Origin of the sequence: Roseateles noduli, from assembly GCF_050626985.1 — a bacterium.
Classification (GTDB): Bacteria; Pseudomonadota; Gammaproteobacteria; order Burkholderiales; family Burkholderiaceae_C; genus Roseateles; species Roseateles noduli_A.
On sequence record NZ_CP192463.1, the window covers coordinates 5,090,590 to 5,111,081 of the forward strand.

Genomic DNA, 20,492 nt, shown 5'->3' on the forward strand with positions numbered 1-20,492 from the left:
CAGCGTGGGAGCCGATCCCCGAAGCTTTGGGGGATCCGCCATCCACCGCCCGACAACGACAACGCCGCGGCGTGTTGGCGCCGCGGCGTTGGTGGAACCCCTTCACGGGGATCAGCGGGGAGCGGCTGGGATCAACCGCCGCGATGCAGCATCACCGCCCGCACGCTGGCGGGTGCGACGCCGGTCTGCTGCTTGAGCGCGCTGAGCGCCAGCGTGGTGACGAGGTCGTCGTCCAGCTCCGAGGCCGTCGCGGGCGCCTGCACCCGCAGCGTGCCGTCGGCCATCAGGACCACGTCCAGCGTCGCCGAGCGCTCGTCGCCGAGCGCCACGATCGCCTTCACCTGGCGCATCACGCCGCCGGAGGACACGTCCGCCGCCGGGACTGGCTGCTGCACCGGCTTCAGCGCCAGGCTGTCGCCCAGGTCGTCCACGCGGAACATGCCCAGCGGCGTCGGCGCCGCGTCGCCCTTGTCGGCGTAGACCGGCAACTGGCTCTGACGCGGCTGGTCGTAGGCCGGCGTGTCGACGGCCAGGCTGATCTGCCCGTTGTCGCGCAGCATCTGCTCCAGGCCGACGTTGGCGACCGCGACGTTGCCGCCGGTGCCGTTGGCGTTCTGGCCCGAGCCGGTGCCGTCGCCGGCAGCGGCGGCGTTGTTGCCCGCGCCATTGCCCGCGCCATTGCCGGCGCCGGTGCTCGAGCCATTGGCCGAACCATTGGCTGAGCCGTTGCCGCCGTTCAGACCGGAACCCCCCGTGCTTCCGTCGGCACCCGCTTGGCCATTGCCCACGCCGCCATTGGCGCCTGTGCCGTTGCCGGAACTCGCGCCATTGCCATTGCCATTGCCGTTGCTGTTGCTGTTGCTGTTGCTGTTGCCGTTGCCGTTGCCGCTGCCGCTGCTGCTGCTGCTGCCGCTGCTGCTGCTGCTGCCGCTGCCGCTGCCGCTGCTGCCGTTGCTGCTGCTGCCGCTGCCGCTGCCGCCGCCGGAACCATTCCCCGCGCTGCTGCCGTTGCCGAGATCGATCGTGCCTGCCGGATTGCCCGACGGACCTGCCGCGACCGCGGACACGCTGCTGCCGAGGCCGCCCCCATTGCCGCCGTTGCCGGTCGGGACGTTCGAGGTCTTGCTGCCGCCGCCGTCCTGCGTGCCGTTGCCGCCGACGGGCTGGACCACCAGTGCGCCGATCGCAGCCGGCACGACCTGCGGATTGACCGTTCCGGTCACCGTCAGCGTCGCGGGTTCGAGGCGATAGTTCGCCGCGTCGGCGCCGTTCAGCGTGAGCTGCACGTTCACCGGCTTGCCGGTGCCGACGAAGGGCGTGTCGAAGCGACCCGTGCCGCCGACGCTCACCTGATCGCCCGCGACCACGCCTTGCGGCGCGCCGACCACGATCGTGGCGGTGGTGTCGCTGTTGAAGACGCCGCCGATCACGGTGACCGTGGGCGCCTGGATCGTGCGGACGCTGATGTTGGCGCTGGATCGGGCGGAGCCCGACGCCAGCACGTAGTTGCCCGCGTCCGCGCCGGTCAACCCGAGCTGCACGTCCACGGTCTTGCCGGTGCCGGCATTCTTGTTGTCGAACTGGCCGCTGGCCGTCACGCCGAGCTGGTCGCCGGCCACGACGCCGACGGCGCCCCCGGTGCTGACCTGCGCGCCGCGCGTGCCGTCGTAGACCTTGTTGTCGACGTGGATCGCGCCGACGTCCACCGTGCGCGCCGTGATCGAGGCGGCGCCGCGCACCGAGTCCGTGGCCAGCACGTAGTTGCCCGCGTCCGCGCCGCTCAGCGCCAGCTGCACGTCGACAGCCTTGCCGTTGCCGGCATTCTTGTTGTCGAACTGGCCGCTGACCGACACGTCGAGCTGGTCGCCCGCCACGGTGCCGCTGAGGCCGCCGGTGCTGACCTGCGCGTCGCGCGTGCCGTCATAGACCTTGCCGCTGACCTGGATCGCGCCGACGTCCACCGTCTTGGGCGTGATCGTGGCCGTGACGGCCGCGCTCGTGTCCAGCACGTAGTTGCCGGCATCCGCGCCCGCCAGGCCGAGGCCCGACAGATCGACCGACTTGCCGCGACCCGCGTTCTTGTCCAGGAAGTTGACCGCGCCGTTCAGCGCCGCGTCGTCGCCCTGCACGAAGCCCGCGATCCCACCACCCGACAGCTGCGCCGAGGTGTTGCCGTCGTAGACCTTGTCCTGCACCGCGCCGTTGGCCACGGTCACCGTCTTGGGCGTGACCTGACCGATCGCCGCGCTGGCGCTGTCCGAGGCCAGCCGGTAGCCGTAGACGGCGGTGCCGCCGTTCTGGCCGTCGGCGATGACGACACCGTCGACCGTGACGGTCTTGCCGTTGCCCACGTTCTTCGTGTCGTAGTGGGCCGCGCCATGGGCGCCGATGGCCAGGTTGATCACGTCCCCGTCGATCGCACCGGTGGCGCCCAGCTGGAGACCGCCGGTCGCCGCGTTGTCATTGCCGTCGTAGACCTTGGACGCGCTGCCCGACAGGCCGACGGTCAGCGTCGGGGCCACCGTGTACAGGAAGCCGTTGCCGCTACCGAGCACGGTGTCGCCGTAGTTCGCGTCGTACTGCTTGAACGCGGCGACCAGGCCGCCGCGCGTGTCGTTCAACGGCGAGGTCGAGTACACCTGCCAGGCACCGCCGTTCGCCACCTGCAGCGCCGTGGCGCCCGCCTGGTTGACGAAGTTGCGCCCCGCGCGCAGGACGACCGGCGTCGTGGCGTTGCCGTCGTTGCCCGCCACGATCTGCTGCTGCAGCGTCAGGTCCGCGCCGGCGCCCTGGGCCTGGACGGCGACCGTGCCGTCGGCCTGGATGCCTTGCAGTCCGTCGGCGGTGCCGACGATCAGCGCGCCGTTGTTGGTCAGCGCCAGCGAGTGGACATCCGCCGCGACCGTGCCGACCTGCTGGGCGTTGTCGAAGCGGACGTCGCCGCCGCTGCGCAGCGCCAGCCTGCCGGCGGTGACGAGGCCGCCACCCTGGTTGCCGATGCCGGCCGTGCTGCGATCGTCCAGCGAGACCGTGCCGCTCGAACTGATGTTGCGCGCGACGTCGATGCCGCCGGCCTCGGCGCGCACGAGCACGCCGCCGTTGGTCATCGTGATCGTGCCGGCCTGGGCGAAGGTCCCGCCCAGCAGCTCCAGGCGGTTGCCCAGGGACAGCTGGACCGGATCGACGACGCTCAGGTCGAGGTCCGATGCGTCCACGCGCAGGGTGTTCACGCCGTTGAATCGCGCCAGCATCGTGTTGGTCAGGTCCGCCGTGGTCGTGCCGCCGACGGTGATGCCGGTCGCCGGGCCGGTGCGGTCGAAGACGACCGTGGCCAGCGCGCCGTTGCTCGTCACCTGGTTGGACGTGCTGCTCCAGCTCGGCGCCTGCAGCGTGAGTTGCGCCGCGCCACCGGTGAAGTTGATCGGCGCGTCGAGCGCCAGCGTGCCGGTGCCGCTGTTGAGCGTCACGTCGGCGGCGCCGCGCGTGGTCAGGCCGACGACGCCGTCGACGGTGCCCAGCGTGAAGCCGCTGGCGCTCGCCGGATTCACGACGGTCGTGCCGCCGACGTCCAGCGCCAGGCGCGTGAAGTTGAAGGTGTCGTCCGTCAGCGTCGCGCCCTGGCCCGCGGTCACGGCCACGTTCGCCGCGGCCACGCCGCCGTTCACGCCGATCACCTGTCCGCCGCTCTTCAGGCTGACCGTGGTGGCGTTGGTGGTGATGTCGCTGTCGAAGACGAGGTTGCCGCCGTCGCTGCGGCCGACTTCCAGCGTCGCCGCGTTGACCTGGCCGATCGACGCGTTGCTCAGTCCGCCGCCCAGGTGCAGCTCGTTGGCGGCCGTCATCTGGCGGATCGTGACCTTGCCCGCGCCGCCGTTGGCGGTGATGGTCTGCGACAGGTTGACGTTGTCGCCGGTCAGCACGACGTTGCCGGTCGTGTTGTTCAGCGTGCCGGCGGTGATGTCGATGGTGCGGTCCACCATCTCGAAGCTGCCCGAGGCGTCGAAGCTGAAGTTGCCCGGCACGCTGATCGTGCCCGTGCCGTCGGCGCGGCCGATCGTCAGGTTCTTGATGCCCGGGAGCTTGGCCAGCGTCGTCGCGGAGGCGAAGCCGTTCGCGTCGCCCAGCACCATGTTGGTCGCCGGGTCGTAGGGCTCCAGGCGCATGGACGCGGTGCTCAGGTTCTGCAGCGTCGAGGTGCCCCAGTCGATGCGGTTCGCGCGCAGCGTCAGGACGCCGGTGCCGGTGTCCATGTTGACGTTGACGTTGCCGAAGTTGATCGCGCTGTCCGTGTAGATGCTGGCGCCGCCCTTGAAGATGAAGGGGGTGTCGATGTCGACGTCGCCGCTGACGCTCAGCAGGCCGGCGAGGATCTTGTTGCCGTTGGTGTAGCCGCCGTCGGCGCGGAAGAAGATCCGGCCGGTGCCCAGCACCATGCTGGAGTTCAGCGTCACGTCGCCGCTGCCGGTCGACACGTAGAGGTTGCCGCCGTTGGTCGCGACCGGCGCGGACAGCGTGAAGTAGCCCGCGCCGCCGTTGTCGGAGTCGGCCCAGATGCGCACGTAGCCGCCGTTGGTGGTCAGCGAGCCGCCCACCGTCGCGCCGTCGGCGCCGTAGATGGTGATCGAGCCCGCGCCCGGCGTGCCGCTGCCCGGGCTGGAGACGTTGTGCGTGGGCAGCGCGCCGGACGGGTTGGTGCCGGCGCCATGCGCGATCAACGTGGGCACGTTGAGCACGCGACCCGAGTTGGTCGCGCCGGCCACCAGCATCAGGCTGCCGCTGCCGGACACCTCCAGCACGTTGCTGGCATTGGCGAACATCAGGTCGGTGTAGGAGGCGAAGCTGCCGTCCGTCAGGTTGGGCGGCGGCGTCAGGTGCGTGCCGTTGGCGGTGCCGGCCTCGATGCGCAGGCTGACGTTCGGCTGCATCGTGATCTTGCCGTCGCCGCCGTTGAGGTTCAGGTCGTTGACGAGGATGTCGCCGGTGGCCTGCAGCAGCACGTTGGCCTGCTGCGCCTCGATGTCCTTCTCGTAGACCACGGAGCCGGTGAGTGCGCCGCTGCCGCTGCCGCCGCCGTTGATTTCGAGTGAGCTCGGGTCGAGCAGCAGGTCGCCGGTCGCGCCCTTGGCGGCGCGCGCGTCGGCGCGGCCGCTGTAGGCCAGCGCCTGCTTCCCGGAGACCTCGATGCGGCCGCCGTTGCCGCCCTGGTCGCCGCCGCGCGATTCGACGCGACCGGCGAATTCGGTGCGGCCGTCCGACCAGGTCACGACCTCGCCGCCGTTGCCGTTCACCGTCGCGTTGGCGCGCAGCGTGGTCGCCGCGTCGACGCTGACGTTCTTCGCATTGATCAGGCTCGCGTCCTTGCCTTGCCAGCCGCCGCCGACGTGGATCTGGCCGCCGCCGGTGGCGCCGCTCGCGTCCAGCGTCGCGCCGCGCAGCGCGATCGTGCCGCCGGTGACGCGGACGTCGCCGCCCAGGCCCCGGGCCGAGCTGGCGTCGAGTCGACCGGCGACGTTCACCTGGCCGAGGTCGCCGCCGTCAAGGACGATGCGGCCACCCTGTTCGGACAGACCCTTGGCCTCGATCACGCCGTCCATGTTGATGACGCTGGCGCGCAGCGCGCTGGCGCTGGGCGCGCTCAGCACGACCTGGCGGCCTTGCACGAGGCCTTCCTGCGACAGTTCGGCGTCCAGCGCCGCCTGGTCGACGCGGACCTGCAGCAGCCCGTCGCCGTTGAAGTCGAGCGCGACCTGCTGGCCGGCCGCCATCGCGACTTGGCCGGCGCTGATCGTGCCGGTGTTGACCACCGACGCGCCCAGCAGCGCGACCACGCCGTCGGCGCGGATCGTGCCGTCGTTGCGGACCTGCGCGGTGCTGGTGCCGGAGAAGCGCGCGTGACCGCCGAGGAAGTCGGCGTCGCTGACGTTCAGCGTGCTGGCGACCAGGCCGCCGACGTTGACCGTCGCGCCCTTGCCGAAGACCACGCCGCTGTTGTTGACCAGCCAGACCTGACCGTTGGCGGAGAGGTCGCCGAAGATCTGGCTCGGCGCGCCACCGGTGACGCGGTTCAGCGCCACGGCGTCGGCGCCGGTCTGGTTGAAGCGCACCGAGGCGCCGCTGCCGATGTCGAAGCTGTTCCAGTTGAGGATCAGCTTGTTGGAGCTCTGGTCGATACGCAGTTGCGAGCCCTGCTGCGTCAGCGCGGCCTGGCCGGCGGCGATCTGTCCGCCGGTGGGCAGCGCGCCCGCATCGAGCGCGGCGGCCGGTCCCGCGAAGGTTCCGGCGGCCGCCGCCGCGATGGCGGCGGCGATGGCGCGGCGGACGGTGCCGCTGGTGCGCTTGCCGCGTCCGCGGGCGAATTCAGGCACGGCGACGAAGGCGCCGCAAAGCTCGTTCCAGACGAGCCGATAGCTGTGGTTCAACGATCCCATGGTGGTTCTCTTTGCTCTATGCGGTCTGTGCGGTCGGGGCGGCCGGATCAGCGCGCACGGCGGCGGGCTGAGGCACGGCCGCGGCGGCGATCAATAGTGGAAGGAGGCCTGCAGCCAGAAGCGCTGGCGGTCGTCGCGGCCATCCGCGTCGCGGCCCGCGGCGGTGCGCCCGGCGTTGTGGCCGACGGCATGCGCCCAGCTGGCGCGCAGCGTCCAGCGCTCGCCGGCCAGGTTGGCGCCCAGTCCGGCGCCGCCCAGTCCGTAGGCGTTCGGCTGTCCGGCCAGCGCGCCGGTCCAGGGGCGCTCGTGCTGTTCGACGCGGCCGTAGTCCGCGAAGGCGATCAGCTGCGCGGCCAGGCCGTTGCCGATGCGCAGCTCTCGGCGCAGTTCGGCGGTGCCGACCCAGCCGTTGTCGCCGCTGGCCTCGCCGACCGGGTAGGCGCGGACGCCCGACGGTCCGCCGAGCAGGAACTTCTCCGACGAGTCCAGGTTGCGCGCGCTCATCTGGCCGTAGCCGCCGACGAACAGGCCCCAGCCCGGCAGCGCCTGCGCGGTCTGCAGGCGGGAGACACGCCAGGTCGCCTTGTCGTAGCTGCCCGAGGTGCGGGCGGTCAGCGCATCGGCGATCTGGTCGCCGGCCTCGCGCAGCGCGACGGTGCCGCTGGTGACGCTCAGGCCGAAGTCGTTCTGCGCGCCGCCCAGCACGTTGTCCCAGGCGTTGCCGTAGACGTTGACCGACAGCCGGTTGAGGCGGCGGTCGCGCAGCGTCTGGCCGAGCGCGTCGTCGACCAGCGTGCGCTGCTCGCCTTCGGCGGAGACCCACAGGTTGCGCTCGCGGCCGCGCAGCAGCGGATAGCTCAGGCTGGCCGAAACCGTGCGCGCGGTGCCGCGCAGATCCAGCGGCTTGAGCTCCTCGCCGACGTGATAGTCGAGCCAGGTCGTCGCGAGCTGGGCGCGCAGGCCCGAGGCGCCGACGGCGAATCCATAGACGAGGGCGGCCTGGCGGCTGCCGTCGGTGCGCGACACGCTGGCCTGCAGCAGGTCCTCGCGGTTGAGCGGACGGATCAGCGACGCCGCGGCGCCGACGCGCCACTGGCCGGTGTAGCGGTTGTTGTAATCGTCGACCGAGGCGTCCAGCGCCCAGGCGCGGCCCGTGTCGGTGCGGACGTCGAGGCGGCTGGTGCCGGGCTCGTCGCCGCGTTCCAGCGTGGCGCGGGCCTGCACGCCGGGCACGTCGTTGATCAGCAGCAGCGCGCGTTCGAGCTGCTCGTAGCGGACCGGGCCGTAGGCCAGGGCCGCATCGGCGATCGCGCCGAGGCGCGGGGCGAGCGCCTCGTCGGCGCCGGTCACCCGCACGCGGTTCGCGCCGGACTGGAGCCGGCCGGACAGCACGGCGATCTCCAGCTCACCCTGGGTCAGGTCTTGCCGGGGCAGATAGGCGCGGGCGAGCACGAAGCCGCGCTTCTGCAGCGCCGCGGTGACGCGCGAGGCCAGCGACTGCAGCTGGCTGTGCGACAACTGGCGGCCCTTGGCGTCGGCGACCAACGCCTGGAGGTCGGGCTCGGGGATCAGGTCGTCGGCGCCGGTGAAGCGGATGCGGTCGATGCGCGCGCGCAGGCCTGCCTGCTGGTCGTCGCCCAGCGGCGCGTTCACGGTCGGGGCCTTGTCGAGGTCGCCGCGCTGCGCGGGCGGGTTCAGGCGGCGCTGCTCGTTGAGCAGTTGGCCGGCATCCGGTGCCGCCGCCCAGGCCAGGCTGACGGACAGGCTCATCAGACTCAGCCCCAGGCCGGCCGCGCCTAGTCGCGTGCTGTACTTCATTCCCAATCTCCGGTTGTGTTTGCCAAGGGCGCGGTTATCCCGTGCGGCGACGGTCCGGAGTTCTGTCAATTCGCCGTCGATGTTTGGCGATTCGTTCAAGGCCGACCGACGGGGTCAGGCCGTGCCCGTTTCCGGTAGTTTTTCCTCCTCGCGACCTCCCCCCCAGATGGGCGGTTTGAACGCCACGCGCCCACGGGACCGGGCCTTGTGTGCGCGCTGCGGAGGTCGGGCCGGGACAATCCCGGCCATGTCCCGTGCCGCGCCCGCTCCCGCGATCCATCGCCCCTTGCTGCTGCTGGTGGACGACCAGCCCGAGGACCTGCGCTGGTTGACCGCGCTGCTGCATCCGCTCTACCGGCTGGCTTTCGCCGAGAGCGGCCGCGCGGCGCTGCAGAAGGCGCAAGGCCTGGCACCGGACCTGGCGCTGCTGGACGTCGGGCTGCCCGACATGGACGGCTTCGCGCTGTGCCGGCTGCTCAAGTCGGACCCGGCGACGCGCGAGATGCCGCTGCTCTTCCTGAGCGCCCACAACGACGTGGACAGCCGGATCGAGGGCCTGTCCCACGGCGCGGTGGACTTCATCAGCAAGCCCTTCCATCCGCAGGAAGTGCTCGCGCGCGTGCGGGTGCATCTGCATCTGGCCGCGTCGCGCCGGCCGCAGGCCTCCAACGACGTGGCGGCGGCGCCCGGCATGGAAGCGGCCACGCCCGACCAGCGCCTGCTGAGCGCGGCGCGCCAGTACATCGGCGAGCACCTGGTCGAGCCGCTGACGGTGAACCAGATCGGCCGGCAGGTCGGGCTGACCGGGCGGCGGCTGCTGGCGCTGTTCCGCGAGGAACTGGGGACGACGGTGTCCGGCTACATCAGTGATGAGCGCGTGCGGACCGGCCAGCGGCTGTTGGCGGAGACCGACATGAGCGTGTCGGACGTCGCGTTCCACGTCGGCTATGCGAACGCCGGCAATTTCGCGACCGCGTTCCGCGAGCGCAACGGGCTCAGTCCACAGGCCTACCGGACGGCGCTGCGCGCGCGGGATTCCAGCGCGCCAGAAGGTCTGGAACCCTGATGGCCGAGTGGCGTCGATGGGCCACGATGCTGGGTGCCGCGTGCGCGGTCGCGTTCGCCACTGCGCACGCGCAGCCCGTACCGGAACTGCCGGCGGCCATGCCCGAGCTGTCGAGCGAGCTCGAGCCGCCGCCGGTGATCGCCCTGCACGGCACGGCGCCGGACCGCATCGCGCTGGTCGACCAGGGGCAGCTCTGGATCGAACGCGCGGAACCCCTGTCCGACAAGGTCGCGACGCGCTGGCGCCCCGCCAATCGGGCCGCGCTGTCGCCCGGGTACACGCGCCATACCTACTGGTTGCGCTGGACGCTGCGCCAGGACGGGACTGAAGCGGCGCGCTACGTCCTGATGGTCGACCCGGCGCGGATCGAATCGGTGGCGCTCTATCGACGCCGAGTGCTGCCGGATGGCAGTGCGACGCCGTGGACGCGGGAACGCGCCGGCACCGATGTCGCCTTCGGCCAGCGGCCTCTGGCCTTGCGCGAGAGCGCCTTCCCGATGCGCATCGAGCCCGGCGAGGTGTGGGAGCTGCGGCTGCGCGCCACGAGCCGCGGGGCGCTGTCCATCGAGCCGACCTTGTGGGTCGCGGAGGCGCTGGTCGAGGAGCAGCAGTGGCGCGTCTGGCGTGACGGCATGTTGTCCGCGGTGGGGCTGACGCTGGCGGCGCTGGCGGCGGGACTCGCGGTCTCGCTGCGCGACCGAGGCTACGCCTGGATCGCGGCCTTCCTGTCGAGCGCGATGGTCTACGAGATGGCGATGCGCGGCACCGCCTTCCAGCGCTTCTGGCCGGACGCGACCGACTGGGCGCAGCGGGCGCTGGGCACGACGGGCGCGCTGACGACGGTCTTCCAGCTGATGGCGCTGGCGACGGTTCTGCGGCTGCGCATCACGCAACCGGCGGTGCATCGGGCCCTGCTGGCGGTGGTGGGGATGAGCCTGATCGCGGTGGCCGCGTGCATCGGGGCGGACTATCAGACCGGCACGCGCATGGCCGCGCCGACCAACCTCGCCCTGACGGCGATCGGCCTGATCGCGAGCTTCCGGGCGATGCGGCGCGGCGATCCGGTCGGCGGCGTGTGGCTGTGCGCGCTCATCGGCGTGGTGCTGGGCCTGGCGCCGCGCTACTTCAGCCTGCTGGGCTACCTGCCGTATGCGGACTGGATCGAACTGGCCCCGTCGATGGTGGGCACGGCGGGCGCGGCGGCGGTGCTGGTGGCGATGCTGCGTCTGCTGCAGCGCGAGCGCCTGCAGCACGCGCAGGCCTTGGAGGCGGCGGTGCTGGAGCGCACCGCGGAGCTGGCCCGCGCCAGCGCGCATGCGCAGGCGAGCGATGCGGCGAAGGGCCGGCTGCTGGGCCACATCGGGCATGACCTGCGCGCACCGTTGGCGTCGATGGTGCAGCTGACGCGGCGTCTGGCGCCGGGGGCGGAGTTCGAATCGACCCGGCAGGCGCTGGAGCACGGCGGGGTGATGCTGCTCGACACGATCGATGAGTTGCAGCGCTTCGCGCGGCAGCCGACGGCGGAGGCGGATGTGGAGGTGCTGAACGCGCCGGTCTATCTGCACGGGCTGCTGCATGAACTGGCGCTGCAGTCGCAGGCCTTGATGCTGGCGGGCAAGACCCGGCTCTCGCTGGTCATGGAGGAGTCGTTGCCGGCGGTCGTGGCGCTGGATGCGCGGCGGCTCCGGCAGGTGCTGCTCAACCTCCTGTCGAATGCGGCGAAGTACGGGCAGGCGGGCGAGGTCGTGCTGAAGGCCCGCGTGGTGGGCGGGCAGTTGGTGCTCGCCGTGACCGACGAAGGGCCGGGCCTGATGCCGGAGGAACTGGAGCGGATCTTCGACCCGTTCACGCGGGGTCGGACGGTCAGCGCGATGCCGGGTTTGGGACTCGGGTTGGCGATCGCGCGTCAGACGATGCGGGCCATGGGCGGTGAGTTGAGCGGTCGAAGCACGCCGGGGCAGGGGAGCAGCTTCATCGCGGAACTCCCGCTGATCGAGGCGACGGAGGCTGAAGTCCAATGGCCGCCGCTGCAGACGCAGGCCGGGATGGAACGGATCGGCGACGGCTGGGTGGCGGTCGTGTGGGACCGCTGCGCGATGGTGCGCGAGGTGATGCTGGAGCGGCTCCTGCAATGCGGCTTCGACGCGCGCGAGGTCGAGCGGGTGGAGGAACTGCCCGAGGCGCTCGAGGACGCGGCGGCGACGGGGCAGGGACTGCTGCTGGCCTCGTCGCCGGAGTCGCTGCCGTCGGTCGAGGCGTGGCATGACTGGCGCGCACGCTGGCCGGGGATGAAGACGCTGCTGTGCGCGGCGTCCCCGCGTCGGGATTGGCCGGGGGAGGCCGGACTCGTCAAGCTGCCGAAACCGGCGCCGCAGGCGCTGTGGGTGCCGGCGTTGTGGGAGTTGTGCCGGGAGGCGGACCTCCGACCCTGACCGCCGGGCACACGCGCCGGTGGCACGGAGCGGGCAGGGCGTCGGCGACGCTCGCTGACACCTGGTGCGCACGCCGATTGCCTGCCCCGGCAGACCTGTCGTCTGTCAGCCGCTGCATCAAACCATTCCAGAAACGCATAACCCCCGCGCGCGTTGGAGTTACGGCGTGATTACATTGGAACCAGTGTTCGGCGAAGCACCACGCTGAGGCGCGGCATTGGGTCAGCTCCGCGGTCTCCTCCTCTGAAAAGCAGGGGCGGGAGCCACCGGAACGGAGCTGACCCAATTCCGCTTTTCATATCCTCAAATTGGGAACCGCCATGAACCAACCCGTAATGGAAGGCTTGCGCCTGAACGTACCGGCTTACGTCAAACACCAGCGCCTGGTCGCCTGGGTCGCCGAGATCGCCGCCCTCACCGAGGCGAAGGACGTCTACTGGTGCGACGGCAGCCAGGCCGAGTACGACCGCCTGTGCCAGCAGCTCGTCGACGCCGGCACCTTCCAGAAGCTGAACCCGGCCAAGCGCCCGGGCAGCTATCTCGCATGGAGCGATCCGAGCGACGTCGCGCGCGTCGAGGACCGCACCTTCATCTGCACGAAGAACAAGCTCGACGCCGGTCCCACCAACAACTGGATGGAACCTGCCGAGATGCGCGCGCTGCTGCAGAACGGCGACAACGCCCTGTTCCGCGGCGCCATGCGCGGTCGCACCCTGTACGTCGTGCCGTTCTCGATGGGTCCGATCGGTTCCCCGATCGCCCACATCGGCGTCGAGCTGTCCGACAGCCCCTATGTCGCCGTGAACATGCGCATCATGACCCGCATGGGTCGCGCGGTCCTGGACACGCTGGGCGACAACGGCGAATTCGTCCCCTGCGTCCACACCGTGGGTGCGCCGCTCGAAGCCGGCCAGGCCGACGTCAAGTGGCCCTGCAACAAGACGAAGTACATCGTCCATTACCCCGAGACCCGCGAGATCTGGTCCTACGGCTCCGGCTACGGCGGCAACGCGCTGCTGGGCAAGAAGTGCTTCGCACTGCGCATCGCGTCGACCATGGGTCGCGATCAGGGTTGGCTGGCGGAGCACATGCTCGTCCTGGGCGTGACCTCGCCCGAAGGCAAGAAGCACCACGTCGCCGCCGCCTTCCCCAGCGCCTGCGGCAAGACCAACTTCGCGATGCTGATCCCGCCCACCGGCTTTGAAGGCTGGAAGGTCACCACCATCGGCGACGACATCGCCTGGATCAAGCCCGGCAAGGACGGCCGCCTGTACGCGATCAACCCGGAAGCCGGCTATTTCGGCGTCGCCCCGGGCACCAACGTGCAGACCAACCCGAACTGCATGGCCAGCCTGGACAAGGACGTGATCTTCACCAACGTCGCGCTGACCGACGACGGCGACGTCTGGTGGGAAGGCATGACCGACACGCCGCCGGCCCATCTGATCGACTGGCAGGGCAAGGACTGGACGCCGGCGATCGCCAAGGAAACCGGCGCCAAGGCCGCCCACCCGAACGCCCGCTTCACCGTCGCCGCGACCAACAACCCGGCGCTGGACGCCGAGTGGGACAACCCCGCCGGTGTGCCGATCGACGCGTTCATCTTCGGCGGCCGCCGCTCGACGACCGTGCCGCTGGTGACCGAGGCCCGCGACTGGACCGAAGGCGTCTACATGGCCGCGACCATGGGCTCCGAGACCACCGCCGCGGCCGCCGGCCAGCAGGGCGTCGTGCGCCGCGACCCGTTCGCGATGCTGCCCTTCATGGGCTACAACATGGCGGACTACTTCCAGCACTGGCTGACGCTGGGCGCCAAGCTGGCCCAGTCCGGCGCCAAGCTGCCGGCGATCTTCTGCGTCAACTGGTTCCGCAAGGGCGCCGACGGCAAGTTCGTCTGGCCCGGCTACGGCGAGAACATGCGCGTGCTGAAGTGGATGCTCGAACGCGTCGACGGCCAGGGTCAGGGCGTCGAGCACGCCTTCGGCACCAGCCCGCGTTACGAGGACCTGAACTGGCAAGGCCTCGCCTTCACGCCGGAACAGTACAAGACCGTCACCCACATCTCGAACGAGGACTGGGCGACGGAGCTGAAGCTCCACGACCAGCTGTTCGTCCAGCTGGCCCAAGGTCTGCCGGCGGAACTGCCCGCCACCAAGGCCAAGATCGAACAGCGTCTGGCCCAGGCCTGATCGTTCACCGAATTCCACCCGGCGACCGCCTCGAAAGAGGCGGGTCCGGGGGAGCCTGAAAAGGCAAAGCCCGCTCGAAGTGATTCGAAGCGGGCTTTTCTTTTGCTCGGCCTGGAGCGACATTCAATGAGAGCCTGCGCTCACATCACGACATTTCCAAACTTCGCGACCGGGCCCGTACGGCGCCCGGCGGGGTCGGCTGATCAGCCGTGACGACGGGCATTCGCGGCGCGCAGCTCAGCGGCGAAGGAGGGCATGCTCTCTTCGTACTGGGCGGCGAGGGCCAGGATCTCGCGCTCGGCGCGAGCCATCTTGGCGGACTCGATGCGGGCCTTGACGTTCGTGATCGTGCGGGCCCAGACGCGGGCACCGATGGTGGCGAACGTGCCGCCGCGACGCACCGTGCGGCTCAGCGGAAGACCGAAGGTTTGGGTAGCGACGCTCATGGCGATTTCCTTTGATTGGCTTGTTGGGTCGGCTCTGTAGAACCGATGAGCGAACTATAGGGTTTCCCCTAGGCATGCCGCCAATGAAAGATGGGCATCGAATGTATAAACAGCGTGCATATCATTGGGCGGATCGCGTTCAGCCCGTGATGCACGTCACGCCGCCCTCCGCCGAGTGCCAAGGAATGCGCAAGCCGGGGCCACGATGACCTGTTGGTGGGCCGCCATCGCGCCCTTGTGCCACCGCCATTTCCGCGCGTTTTCCGTGAAAAAGTGCCTTCCATGAGCTTCCGGAACCTCGATCTGAACCTGTTGAAGGTGTTCGACGCCGTGATGGCCGAGCGCTCCATGACGCGCGCTGCGGAGCGCCTGTCGATGACGCAACCCGCGGTCAGCCATGCGCTGAAGCGGCTGCGCGAGGCGCTCGGCGAGGACCTGTTCGTGCGCCAGGCCTTCGGGATGAAGCCGACATCGCGGGCGGAAGGGCTCTGGCCGGACGTCCGTTCGGCGCTGACGCGACTGCGCGTGGCGCTGGATCCCGGCGACTACCAGCCGACGTCGGAGGAATACACCTTCCGCCTGGCCATGGCCGACGCAACGGCCGCGCTGATCCTGCCGCCGCTGATGCAGCAGCTGGAGCGCATGCGGGCCCTGGCCAACGTCCACGTGCTGCCGCTGACGACCCGCGACCCGCGCCTGCTGCTGGAACAGGGCGAGACGGATTTCGCGCTCGGCTACTTCCCGAACGCGGTCGCCGCGCTGAAGGGGCAGGGCGACATGGCGGCGATCCGGCAGCAGCGGCTGTACGACTCGTACTACGTCTGCGTGATGCGGCGCGGCCATCCGCTGGCCGACCAGGAGCTGACGCTCGACGCCTTCTGCCAGGCGCATCACCTGCTGGTGAGCTTCTCGGGCCGGCCCTACGGCTTCGTCGACGAGGCACTGGCGGCGCTCAAGCGCAGCCGCCGGATCGCGCTGACCGTCAACCAGTTCTTCACCGCCGGCCGCGTGGTGGCGCATTCCGACCTGCTGACGGTGCTGCCGCAGTCCTTCATCAGCGCCACCGGCTACCAGGAGGCGCTGATCTACCGGCCGCTGCCGATGCCGCTGTCGCCGGTGCACGTCGACGTGCTCTGGCACCTGCGCAACGAGGACCGCAGCGCCCAGCGCTGGATGCGAGAACGGCTGATCGACGCGGTGCGGCCGCCTTCCGCCGACACCCCTGTCGACGCGACCGGCGACAATCGCGTCCCATGAGCATTGCCCACGACCTTTCCGACGCCGAGTTCGACGAACTCGACGAACTTCTCGCCATCACGCCCGAGCCGCTCGAGCCGCTGGACGCCTCGATGCTGGACGGCTACCTGGCCGGCGTGCTGGTGCAGCCTCGCCTGATCCCGATCGAGGAATGGCTGCCGCCGATCTTCGACTACGAAGGCCGCGCGCTGCCCGACGACATCGACCCCGCCTGGCTGGCCCGCATCCGCTCGCTGGTGGAGCGGCGCTTCGCCTCGCTCAACCAGAGCATGCTGGAGCAGGGCTGGTTCTACCCGGTGGTCCTGGACCTGGATGCCGAAGAAGCGGGTGCGGAAGACGGCGAGGCCCCCGCCGAGGGCGCCGCGGAGGCTTCCGCCGACGCCGCCGTCGACGCCGCGGCTGAAGAGCCCGTCGATCCGGACGCGCCGAAACTGCCCGAAGACCCGATCACCCAGGCGCTGCTGCCGTGGGTCGGCGGCTTCGAGTACGCCGCGGTGACCTTCCCCGACCTGCATGAGCAGGCCGACGACAACATCAACGCGCTGCTGGCGCGCCTGTATCGCCACCTGCCCGCCGAGACGCCGGAAGAGGTGGAGATCGTCGAGCTGTTGAACGAGGAGCATCCGCTCAAGAACATCGACGAGGCCATCGAAGACCTGATCCTGACGGTCGTCGACCTGCAGGAAGCGACGGAGCAGCAGCGCTACCACGTCGAGCAGGTGCGCCGCGACACGCCCAAGCTGGGCCGCAACGATCCGTGCCACTGCGGCTCGGGCAAGAAGTTCAAGAACTGCCACGGCGCGGCCTGATCGTCGCCGATCGTCACGCCGCTCCCGGGGAGCGGTAGAGACTCCCGACGCCGGCCCTTGTGCCGGCGTTTTTCATGCTCAGCCGCCGGCCGCGAAGTCGGCGACCGACACCGTGCGCAACGCGTTTTCCAGCAACGCGATATCGCCGCCCAGCAGCCGGCTGGCCTCGCGCGCGGCGCCGAGCACGGCGCGGCAGGCGCCCAGCATCGTCTCCGGCGGCGACAGCCGCACGCGCGGTCCGGAAAGGGCGATCGCGCCCTGCACGAGCCCGTCGATGGCCCACACCGGCGCGGCGACCGAGGCCGTATCCGGCTCGCGCTCGCCATAGGAGGCGGCCCATCCGCGTTCGCGGATGGCCGCGAGGCCCTCGCCCCGATCGCTCAAGGCGCCCGAGAACGCGCACAACACCTTGCCGGACGCGCCCTGGTGCAGCGCGTACTGCTGCCCCACTGCCACCGCCGCGCGCACCGAGCGTGCCGGCTCCCAGCGATAGAGCGCGATCCGCGCCTCGCCGTGCCGGACGTAGAAGGACGCGGTCTCGCCGGTGTCGGTGCTGAGCTGCTTGAGCAGCGGTTCCACGATCGGCCCGACATGGAACGAGCGCTGGTAGATCGTCGCCAGGCGCAGCGGCGCGGGTCCGATCGCGTACTGGCCGTCCGGCAGCCGCCGCACGAAGCCGCCGTGCTCCAGCGCGGCCAACAGCCGCAGCACGGTGCTCTTGTAGAGGCCCGTGCGCCGCGACAGCTCCGCCAGCGACAGGGCGTCGTCGTCCTGGCCGAACGCGCCCAGCAGCGCGAACGCGCGATCGAGCACGGCCACGCCGCTCGATGCGGCTGTGCTGTTGGCGGTGTCGGAAGAGGAGTCGTCGTTGTCGGCCACGGGTAATCCCTGGTCTCTTGCCAAGTGAGACGTCCTACAGTTCTATCAAACAAACCGACGTTCTGCTAGATAGAACAAACACGGAGACGCGACATGACGCAGTTCCTGATCCGAGGCACCGCCTTCACCTTGATGGCCGCAGCGAGCGCAGGCATGACCGCCACGGCGGCGCAGGCCGCCGATGCGGCGTTCCCGACCCAGCCCATCAAGCTGATCGTTCCCTTCCCCCCGGGCGGTGGAACCGACATCGTGTCGCGGCTGATCCTCGAGAAGGTGCGCGAGGACACCGGCTGGACCTTCGTCGCGGACAACAAGGCAGGCGCCGGCGGCAACATCGGGCTGGACGCCGTCGCCAAGAGCAAGGCCGACGGCTACACGCTGGGCATGGGCCAGACCGCCAACCTGGCGATCAACCCGACGCTCTATCCCAAGATGCCGTACGACGCGGCCAAGGCGTTCACGCCGGTCGCGCTGGTGGCTGGGCAGCCGGTGGTGCTGGTGGTCTCGTCGTCCTCGAGCTTCAAGACCGTGGGCGATCTCGTTGCCGCCGCCAAGGCAAAACCTGGCACCTTGACCATGGCCTCCGCCGGCAATGGCACGGTGGGCCATCTGACGGGGGAGCTGTTCTCCAGGCAGGCCGCCATCCAGGTGACCCACGTCCCCTACAAGGGTGCCGGCCCGGCGGCGACGGACCTGCTCGGCGGGCAGGTGGATTACTACTTCGCGACGCCGCAGACGGTCGTTCCCTTCATCAAGGCCGGCAAGCTGCGCGCGCTGGCGATCAGCTCTGCCGCGCGGCTGCCGGTGCTGCCCGACGTGCCCACGGTGGCCGAGAGCGGCTTCAAGGGCTTCGACACCTCGGACTGGAAGATGATCGTCGCGCCCGCCGGCACGCCGGCGGCGGTCGTGACCCGGATGAACGCGCAGGTGCAGAAGGCGCTCTCGAAGGCCGCCACGATCGGGCAGCTGCAGTCCGAAGGCAGCGTGCCGATGGCCGGCACCCCGCAGCAGGCCGCGCAGTTCCTGCTGCGCGAGCAGAAGCGCTGGGGCGACGTGGTGCGCAGCGGCAACGTCAAGGTCGACTGAGCGCGCGACGGAGCCCCGCATGAGTCAATCTCCGCTCCGCGGCGTCCGCGTCCTCGACCTGACCAATGTGCTGGCCGGCCCCTTCGCCTGCCACCAGCTGGCGCACCTGGGCGCCGACGTGATCAAGGTCGAGGCGCGCGAGACCGGCGACCTCGCCCGCCAGCTCGGCGCCGACACGGCGCTGAACCAGGCGCACATGGGCGTGTCCTTCCTGGCGCAGAACCCCGGGAAGCGGTCGATCACGATCGACCTCAAGCGGCCCGCCGGCAAGGCGGTGTTCCGCAGGCTGGTGGCGACGGCGGACGTCGTCGTCGAGAACTTCCGACCCGGCGTGATGCAGCGCCTGGGCGTCGGATTCGACGAGCTGCGGCAGGTGAATCCGCGGCTGGTCTATTGCGCGATCTCGGGCTTCGGCCAGGACGGTCCGCTGCGCGACCTGCCCGCCTACGACCAGATCATCCAGGGCATGTCCGGGATGATGAGCATCACCGGCGATCCGGGCACCGCGCCCTATCGCGTCGGCCATCCGGTGGCAGACACCATCGGCGGCCTGACCGCGGCGATGGCCATCGCCGCGGCGCTGGCCGACAAGGAACGCGCCGAGGCGACCTTCATCGACGTGTCGATGCTCGAGGCCGCGATGGCGACGATGGGGTGGGCGGTGTCGAACCTGCTCGTCGCGGGACGCGAGCCCCAGCCGATGGGCAACGACAACGTGACGGCCAGTCCTTCGGGTACCTTCCAGACGGGGCAGGGCCTGCTCAACATCGCGGCCAACAAGCAGGAGCAGTTCGAGGCGGTCTGCGACACCGTCGGTCATCCGGAATGGAAGACCGATCCGCGCTTTGTTGATCGTCACGCGCGCTTGAAGCACCGCGCCGAACTCAAGCATCTGCTGGAGGCCGCGATGAGCGACCGCCCCGCAGCGGATTGGTGGCAGCGCTTCAACGACGCGGGCGTGCCGGCGGGGCCGGTGTACTCGGTCAAGGAGGCGCTCGCGCATCCGCAGGTGGCCGATCGCGGGATGGTCGCCCACTTCGAGAACGTGCCCGGCGTCGGGCGCGACGTCCGCGTGCTGCGCACCGGCTTCAAGCTGAACGGGCAGGCGCCGTCGGTGTCGACGCCGCCGCCGCGGCTCGGGCAGGACACGGAAGCGATCCTGGAAGAACTGGGTTATGGCGCCGCCGAGCGCGCCGCGCTGAAAGAGGAGAAAGCCGTATGAGCGCCAACGACGACAAGGCGCCCGCGGGCGACGGGCCGGTGCACGACCAACGCGTGCCGGACTGGTGGCGCACCTCGATCATCGAGATGTCGCCCGGCGTCATCCGCTATCGCGGCCACGCCATCCAGGACCTGATCGGACAGGTCAGCTTCGCGCAGATGATCTGGCTGATGACGCGCGGCGAGCTGCCCGGTTCGGAGCAGGCCAAGCTGCTGGACGTCGCGCTGATGGCCGCGGTCGACCACGGCCCGCAGGCACCGAGCATCGCCATCGCGCGCATGGCCGCGACCTGCGGCGTGGGACTCAACAACGCGATGGCGTCGGCGATCAACGTGCTCGGCGATGTGCACGGCGGCGCGGGCGAGCAGTGCGTGGAGATGCTGCAGTCCATCGCGGCGCGGATGGATGCCGGCGCCTCGATCGAGGACGCGACCGTCGCGGGCCTGGACGAGGCGATCGAGCTGCGCGGCAAGTTCGTGTCGGGCTTCGGGCACCGTTTCCATCCGGTGGATCCGCGCGCGCCCCGGCTGCTGGAGCTGGTCGACGAGGCGGCCCAGCTCGGCGTGGTGTCGGGCCGCTTCGCGGCCATCGGCCGGGCCGTGGAGGCGGAACTGCGGCGGCGCAAGGACGGCCGCCGCATTCCGATGAACATCGACGGCGCGACGGCCGTGATCTACGCCGAGCTCGGCTTCCCGGCGCCCCTGGCGCGGGGGCTGTTCTGCATCTCGCGCTCGGTGGGGATCCTGGCGCACGCGTGGGAACAGACGCAGCAAGGCGGCCGCAACAAGGGCCCGATGCCGCGTGAGTACCTGTGGACCTACGACGGTCCGCCGGCCAGGCGCTGACGCACGGCCGAGGGC

At 70.5% G+C, this 20,492-nt stretch carries 12 protein-coding genes; 8 read left to right on the top strand and 4 right to left on the bottom strand.

Annotated elements, in window-relative coordinates; all coding sequences use genetic code 11:
- Positions 1–131: 131 nt before the first annotated feature.
- Entirely contained in the window at positions 132–6,428 is a 6,297-nt protein-coding gene (locus ACQ4L4_RS22110) for a YDG domain-containing protein (protein ID WP_431100996.1), read from the bottom strand.
- 90 nt (positions 6,429–6,518) lie between these two features.
- Entirely contained in the window at positions 6,519–8,246 is a 1,728-nt protein-coding gene (locus ACQ4L4_RS22115; protein WP_431100997.1) for a ShlB/FhaC/HecB family hemolysin secretion/activation protein, read from the bottom strand.
- A gap of 247 nt (positions 8,247–8,493) precedes the next feature.
- On the opposite strand from ACQ4L4_RS22115, the gene ACQ4L4_RS22120 reads away from it, so the two are divergent.
- The 3 genes from ACQ4L4_RS22120 to ACQ4L4_RS22130 all read left to right on the top strand — a co-directional run bounded on the left by ACQ4L4_RS22120 (position 8,494) and on the right by ACQ4L4_RS22130 (position 13,933).
- On the top strand, positions 8,494–9,312 hold the full coding sequence (locus tag ACQ4L4_RS22120; protein WP_431100998.1) for a response regulator: 819 nt from the start codon (positions 8,494–8,496) through the stop codon (positions 9,310–9,312).
- Positions 9,312–11,744, top strand: a complete 2,433-nt coding sequence (locus tag ACQ4L4_RS22125) for a sensor histidine kinase (protein WP_431101000.1) — start codon at positions 9,312–9,314, stop codon at positions 11,742–11,744. The genes ACQ4L4_RS22120 and ACQ4L4_RS22125 overlap by 1 nt, the downstream gene beginning before the upstream one ends.
- Positions 11,745–12,064: 320 nt before the next feature.
- Positions 12,065–13,933: a phosphoenolpyruvate carboxykinase (GTP) gene (locus ACQ4L4_RS22130; protein WP_431101001.1), complete on the top strand. Its 1,869-nt coding sequence runs from the start codon at positions 12,065–12,067 to the stop codon at positions 13,931–13,933.
- Between the two features lie 203 nt (positions 13,934–14,136).
- On the opposite strand, the gene ACQ4L4_RS22135 is transcribed toward ACQ4L4_RS22130, so the two are convergent.
- Positions 14,137–14,379: a hypothetical protein gene (locus tag ACQ4L4_RS22135; RefSeq protein ID WP_431101002.1), complete on the bottom strand. Its 243-nt coding sequence runs from the start codon at positions 14,377–14,379 to the stop codon at positions 14,137–14,139.
- Between the two features lie 282 nt (positions 14,380–14,661).
- On the opposite strand from ACQ4L4_RS22135, the gene ACQ4L4_RS22140 reads away from it, so the two are divergent.
- Both ACQ4L4_RS22140 and ACQ4L4_RS22145 read left to right on the top strand, forming a co-directional pair.
- Positions 14,662–15,636, top strand: a complete 975-nt coding sequence (locus ACQ4L4_RS22140; RefSeq protein ID WP_431101003.1) for a LysR family transcriptional regulator — start codon at positions 14,662–14,664, stop codon at positions 15,634–15,636.
- The gene (locus ACQ4L4_RS22145) at positions 15,633–16,445 is read left to right on the top strand and encodes a UPF0149 family protein (protein ID WP_431101004.1); all 813 of its coding nucleotides are present in this window, start codon (positions 15,633–15,635) and stop codon (positions 16,443–16,445) included. Before ACQ4L4_RS22140 ends, ACQ4L4_RS22145 begins: the two co-directional genes overlap by 4 nt.
- A gap of 78 nt (positions 16,446–16,523) precedes the next feature.
- On the opposite strand, the gene ACQ4L4_RS22150 is transcribed toward ACQ4L4_RS22145, so the two are convergent.
- On the bottom strand, positions 16,524–17,324 hold the full coding sequence (locus ACQ4L4_RS22150) for an IclR family transcriptional regulator (protein ID WP_431101005.1): 801 nt from the start codon (positions 17,322–17,324) through the stop codon (positions 16,524–16,526).
- Between the two features lie 93 nt (positions 17,325–17,417).
- On the opposite strand from ACQ4L4_RS22150, the gene ACQ4L4_RS22155 reads away from it, so the two are divergent.
- From ACQ4L4_RS22155 to ACQ4L4_RS22165, 3 genes are read left to right on the top strand one after another with little or no spacing between them, the layout of a single operon-like run.
- Positions 17,418–18,410 (top strand): Bug family tripartite tricarboxylate transporter substrate binding protein, encoded by a 993-nt coding sequence (locus tag ACQ4L4_RS22155; RefSeq protein ID WP_431101006.1) that lies wholly within the window; start codon positions 17,418–17,420, stop codon positions 18,408–18,410.
- Between the two features lie 19 nt (positions 18,411–18,429).
- The gene (locus ACQ4L4_RS22160) at positions 18,430–19,632 is read left to right on the top strand and encodes a CaiB/BaiF CoA transferase family protein (protein WP_431101007.1); all 1,203 of its coding nucleotides are present in this window, start codon (positions 18,430–18,432) and stop codon (positions 19,630–19,632) included.
- Positions 19,629–20,477: a citryl-CoA lyase gene (locus tag ACQ4L4_RS22165; protein WP_431101008.1), complete on the top strand. Its 849-nt coding sequence runs from the start codon at positions 19,629–19,631 to the stop codon at positions 20,475–20,477. Before ACQ4L4_RS22160 ends, ACQ4L4_RS22165 begins: the two co-directional genes overlap by 4 nt.
- The last annotated feature ends 15 nt before the right edge of the window (positions 20,478–20,492 follow it).

Bases quoted from the DNA above. Each gene is read 5' to 3' on its own strand.
- ACQ4L4_RS22110 (WP_431100996.1), bottom strand. From the start codon at position 6,428: ATGGGATCGTTGAACCACAGCTATCGGCTCGTCTGGAACGAGCTTTGC.
- ACQ4L4_RS22115 (WP_431100997.1), bottom strand. From the start codon at position 8,246: ATGAAGTACAGCACGCGACTAGGCGCGGCCGGCCTGGGGCTGAGTCTG.
- ACQ4L4_RS22120 (WP_431100998.1), top strand. From the start codon at position 8,494: ATGTCCCGTGCCGCGCCCGCTCCCGCGATCCATCGCCCCTTGCTGCTG.
- ACQ4L4_RS22125 (WP_431101000.1), top strand. From the start codon at position 9,312: ATGGCCGAGTGGCGTCGATGGGCCACGATGCTGGGTGCCGCGTGCGCG.
- ACQ4L4_RS22130 (WP_431101001.1), top strand. From the start codon at position 12,065: ATGAACCAACCCGTAATGGAAGGCTTGCGCCTGAACGTACCGGCTTAC.
- ACQ4L4_RS22135 (WP_431101002.1), bottom strand. From the start codon at position 14,379: ATGAGCGTCGCTACCCAAACCTTCGGTCTTCCGCTGAGCCGCACGGTG.
- ACQ4L4_RS22140 (WP_431101003.1), top strand. From the start codon at position 14,662: ATGAGCTTCCGGAACCTCGATCTGAACCTGTTGAAGGTGTTCGACGCC.
- ACQ4L4_RS22145 (WP_431101004.1), top strand. From the start codon at position 15,633: ATGAGCATTGCCCACGACCTTTCCGACGCCGAGTTCGACGAACTCGAC.
- ACQ4L4_RS22155 (WP_431101006.1), top strand. From the start codon at position 17,418: ATGACGCAGTTCCTGATCCGAGGCACCGCCTTCACCTTGATGGCCGCA.
- ACQ4L4_RS22160 (WP_431101007.1), top strand. From the start codon at position 18,430: ATGAGTCAATCTCCGCTCCGCGGCGTCCGCGTCCTCGACCTGACCAAT.
- ACQ4L4_RS22165 (WP_431101008.1), top strand. From the start codon at position 19,629: ATGAGCGCCAACGACGACAAGGCGCCCGCGGGCGACGGGCCGGTGCAC.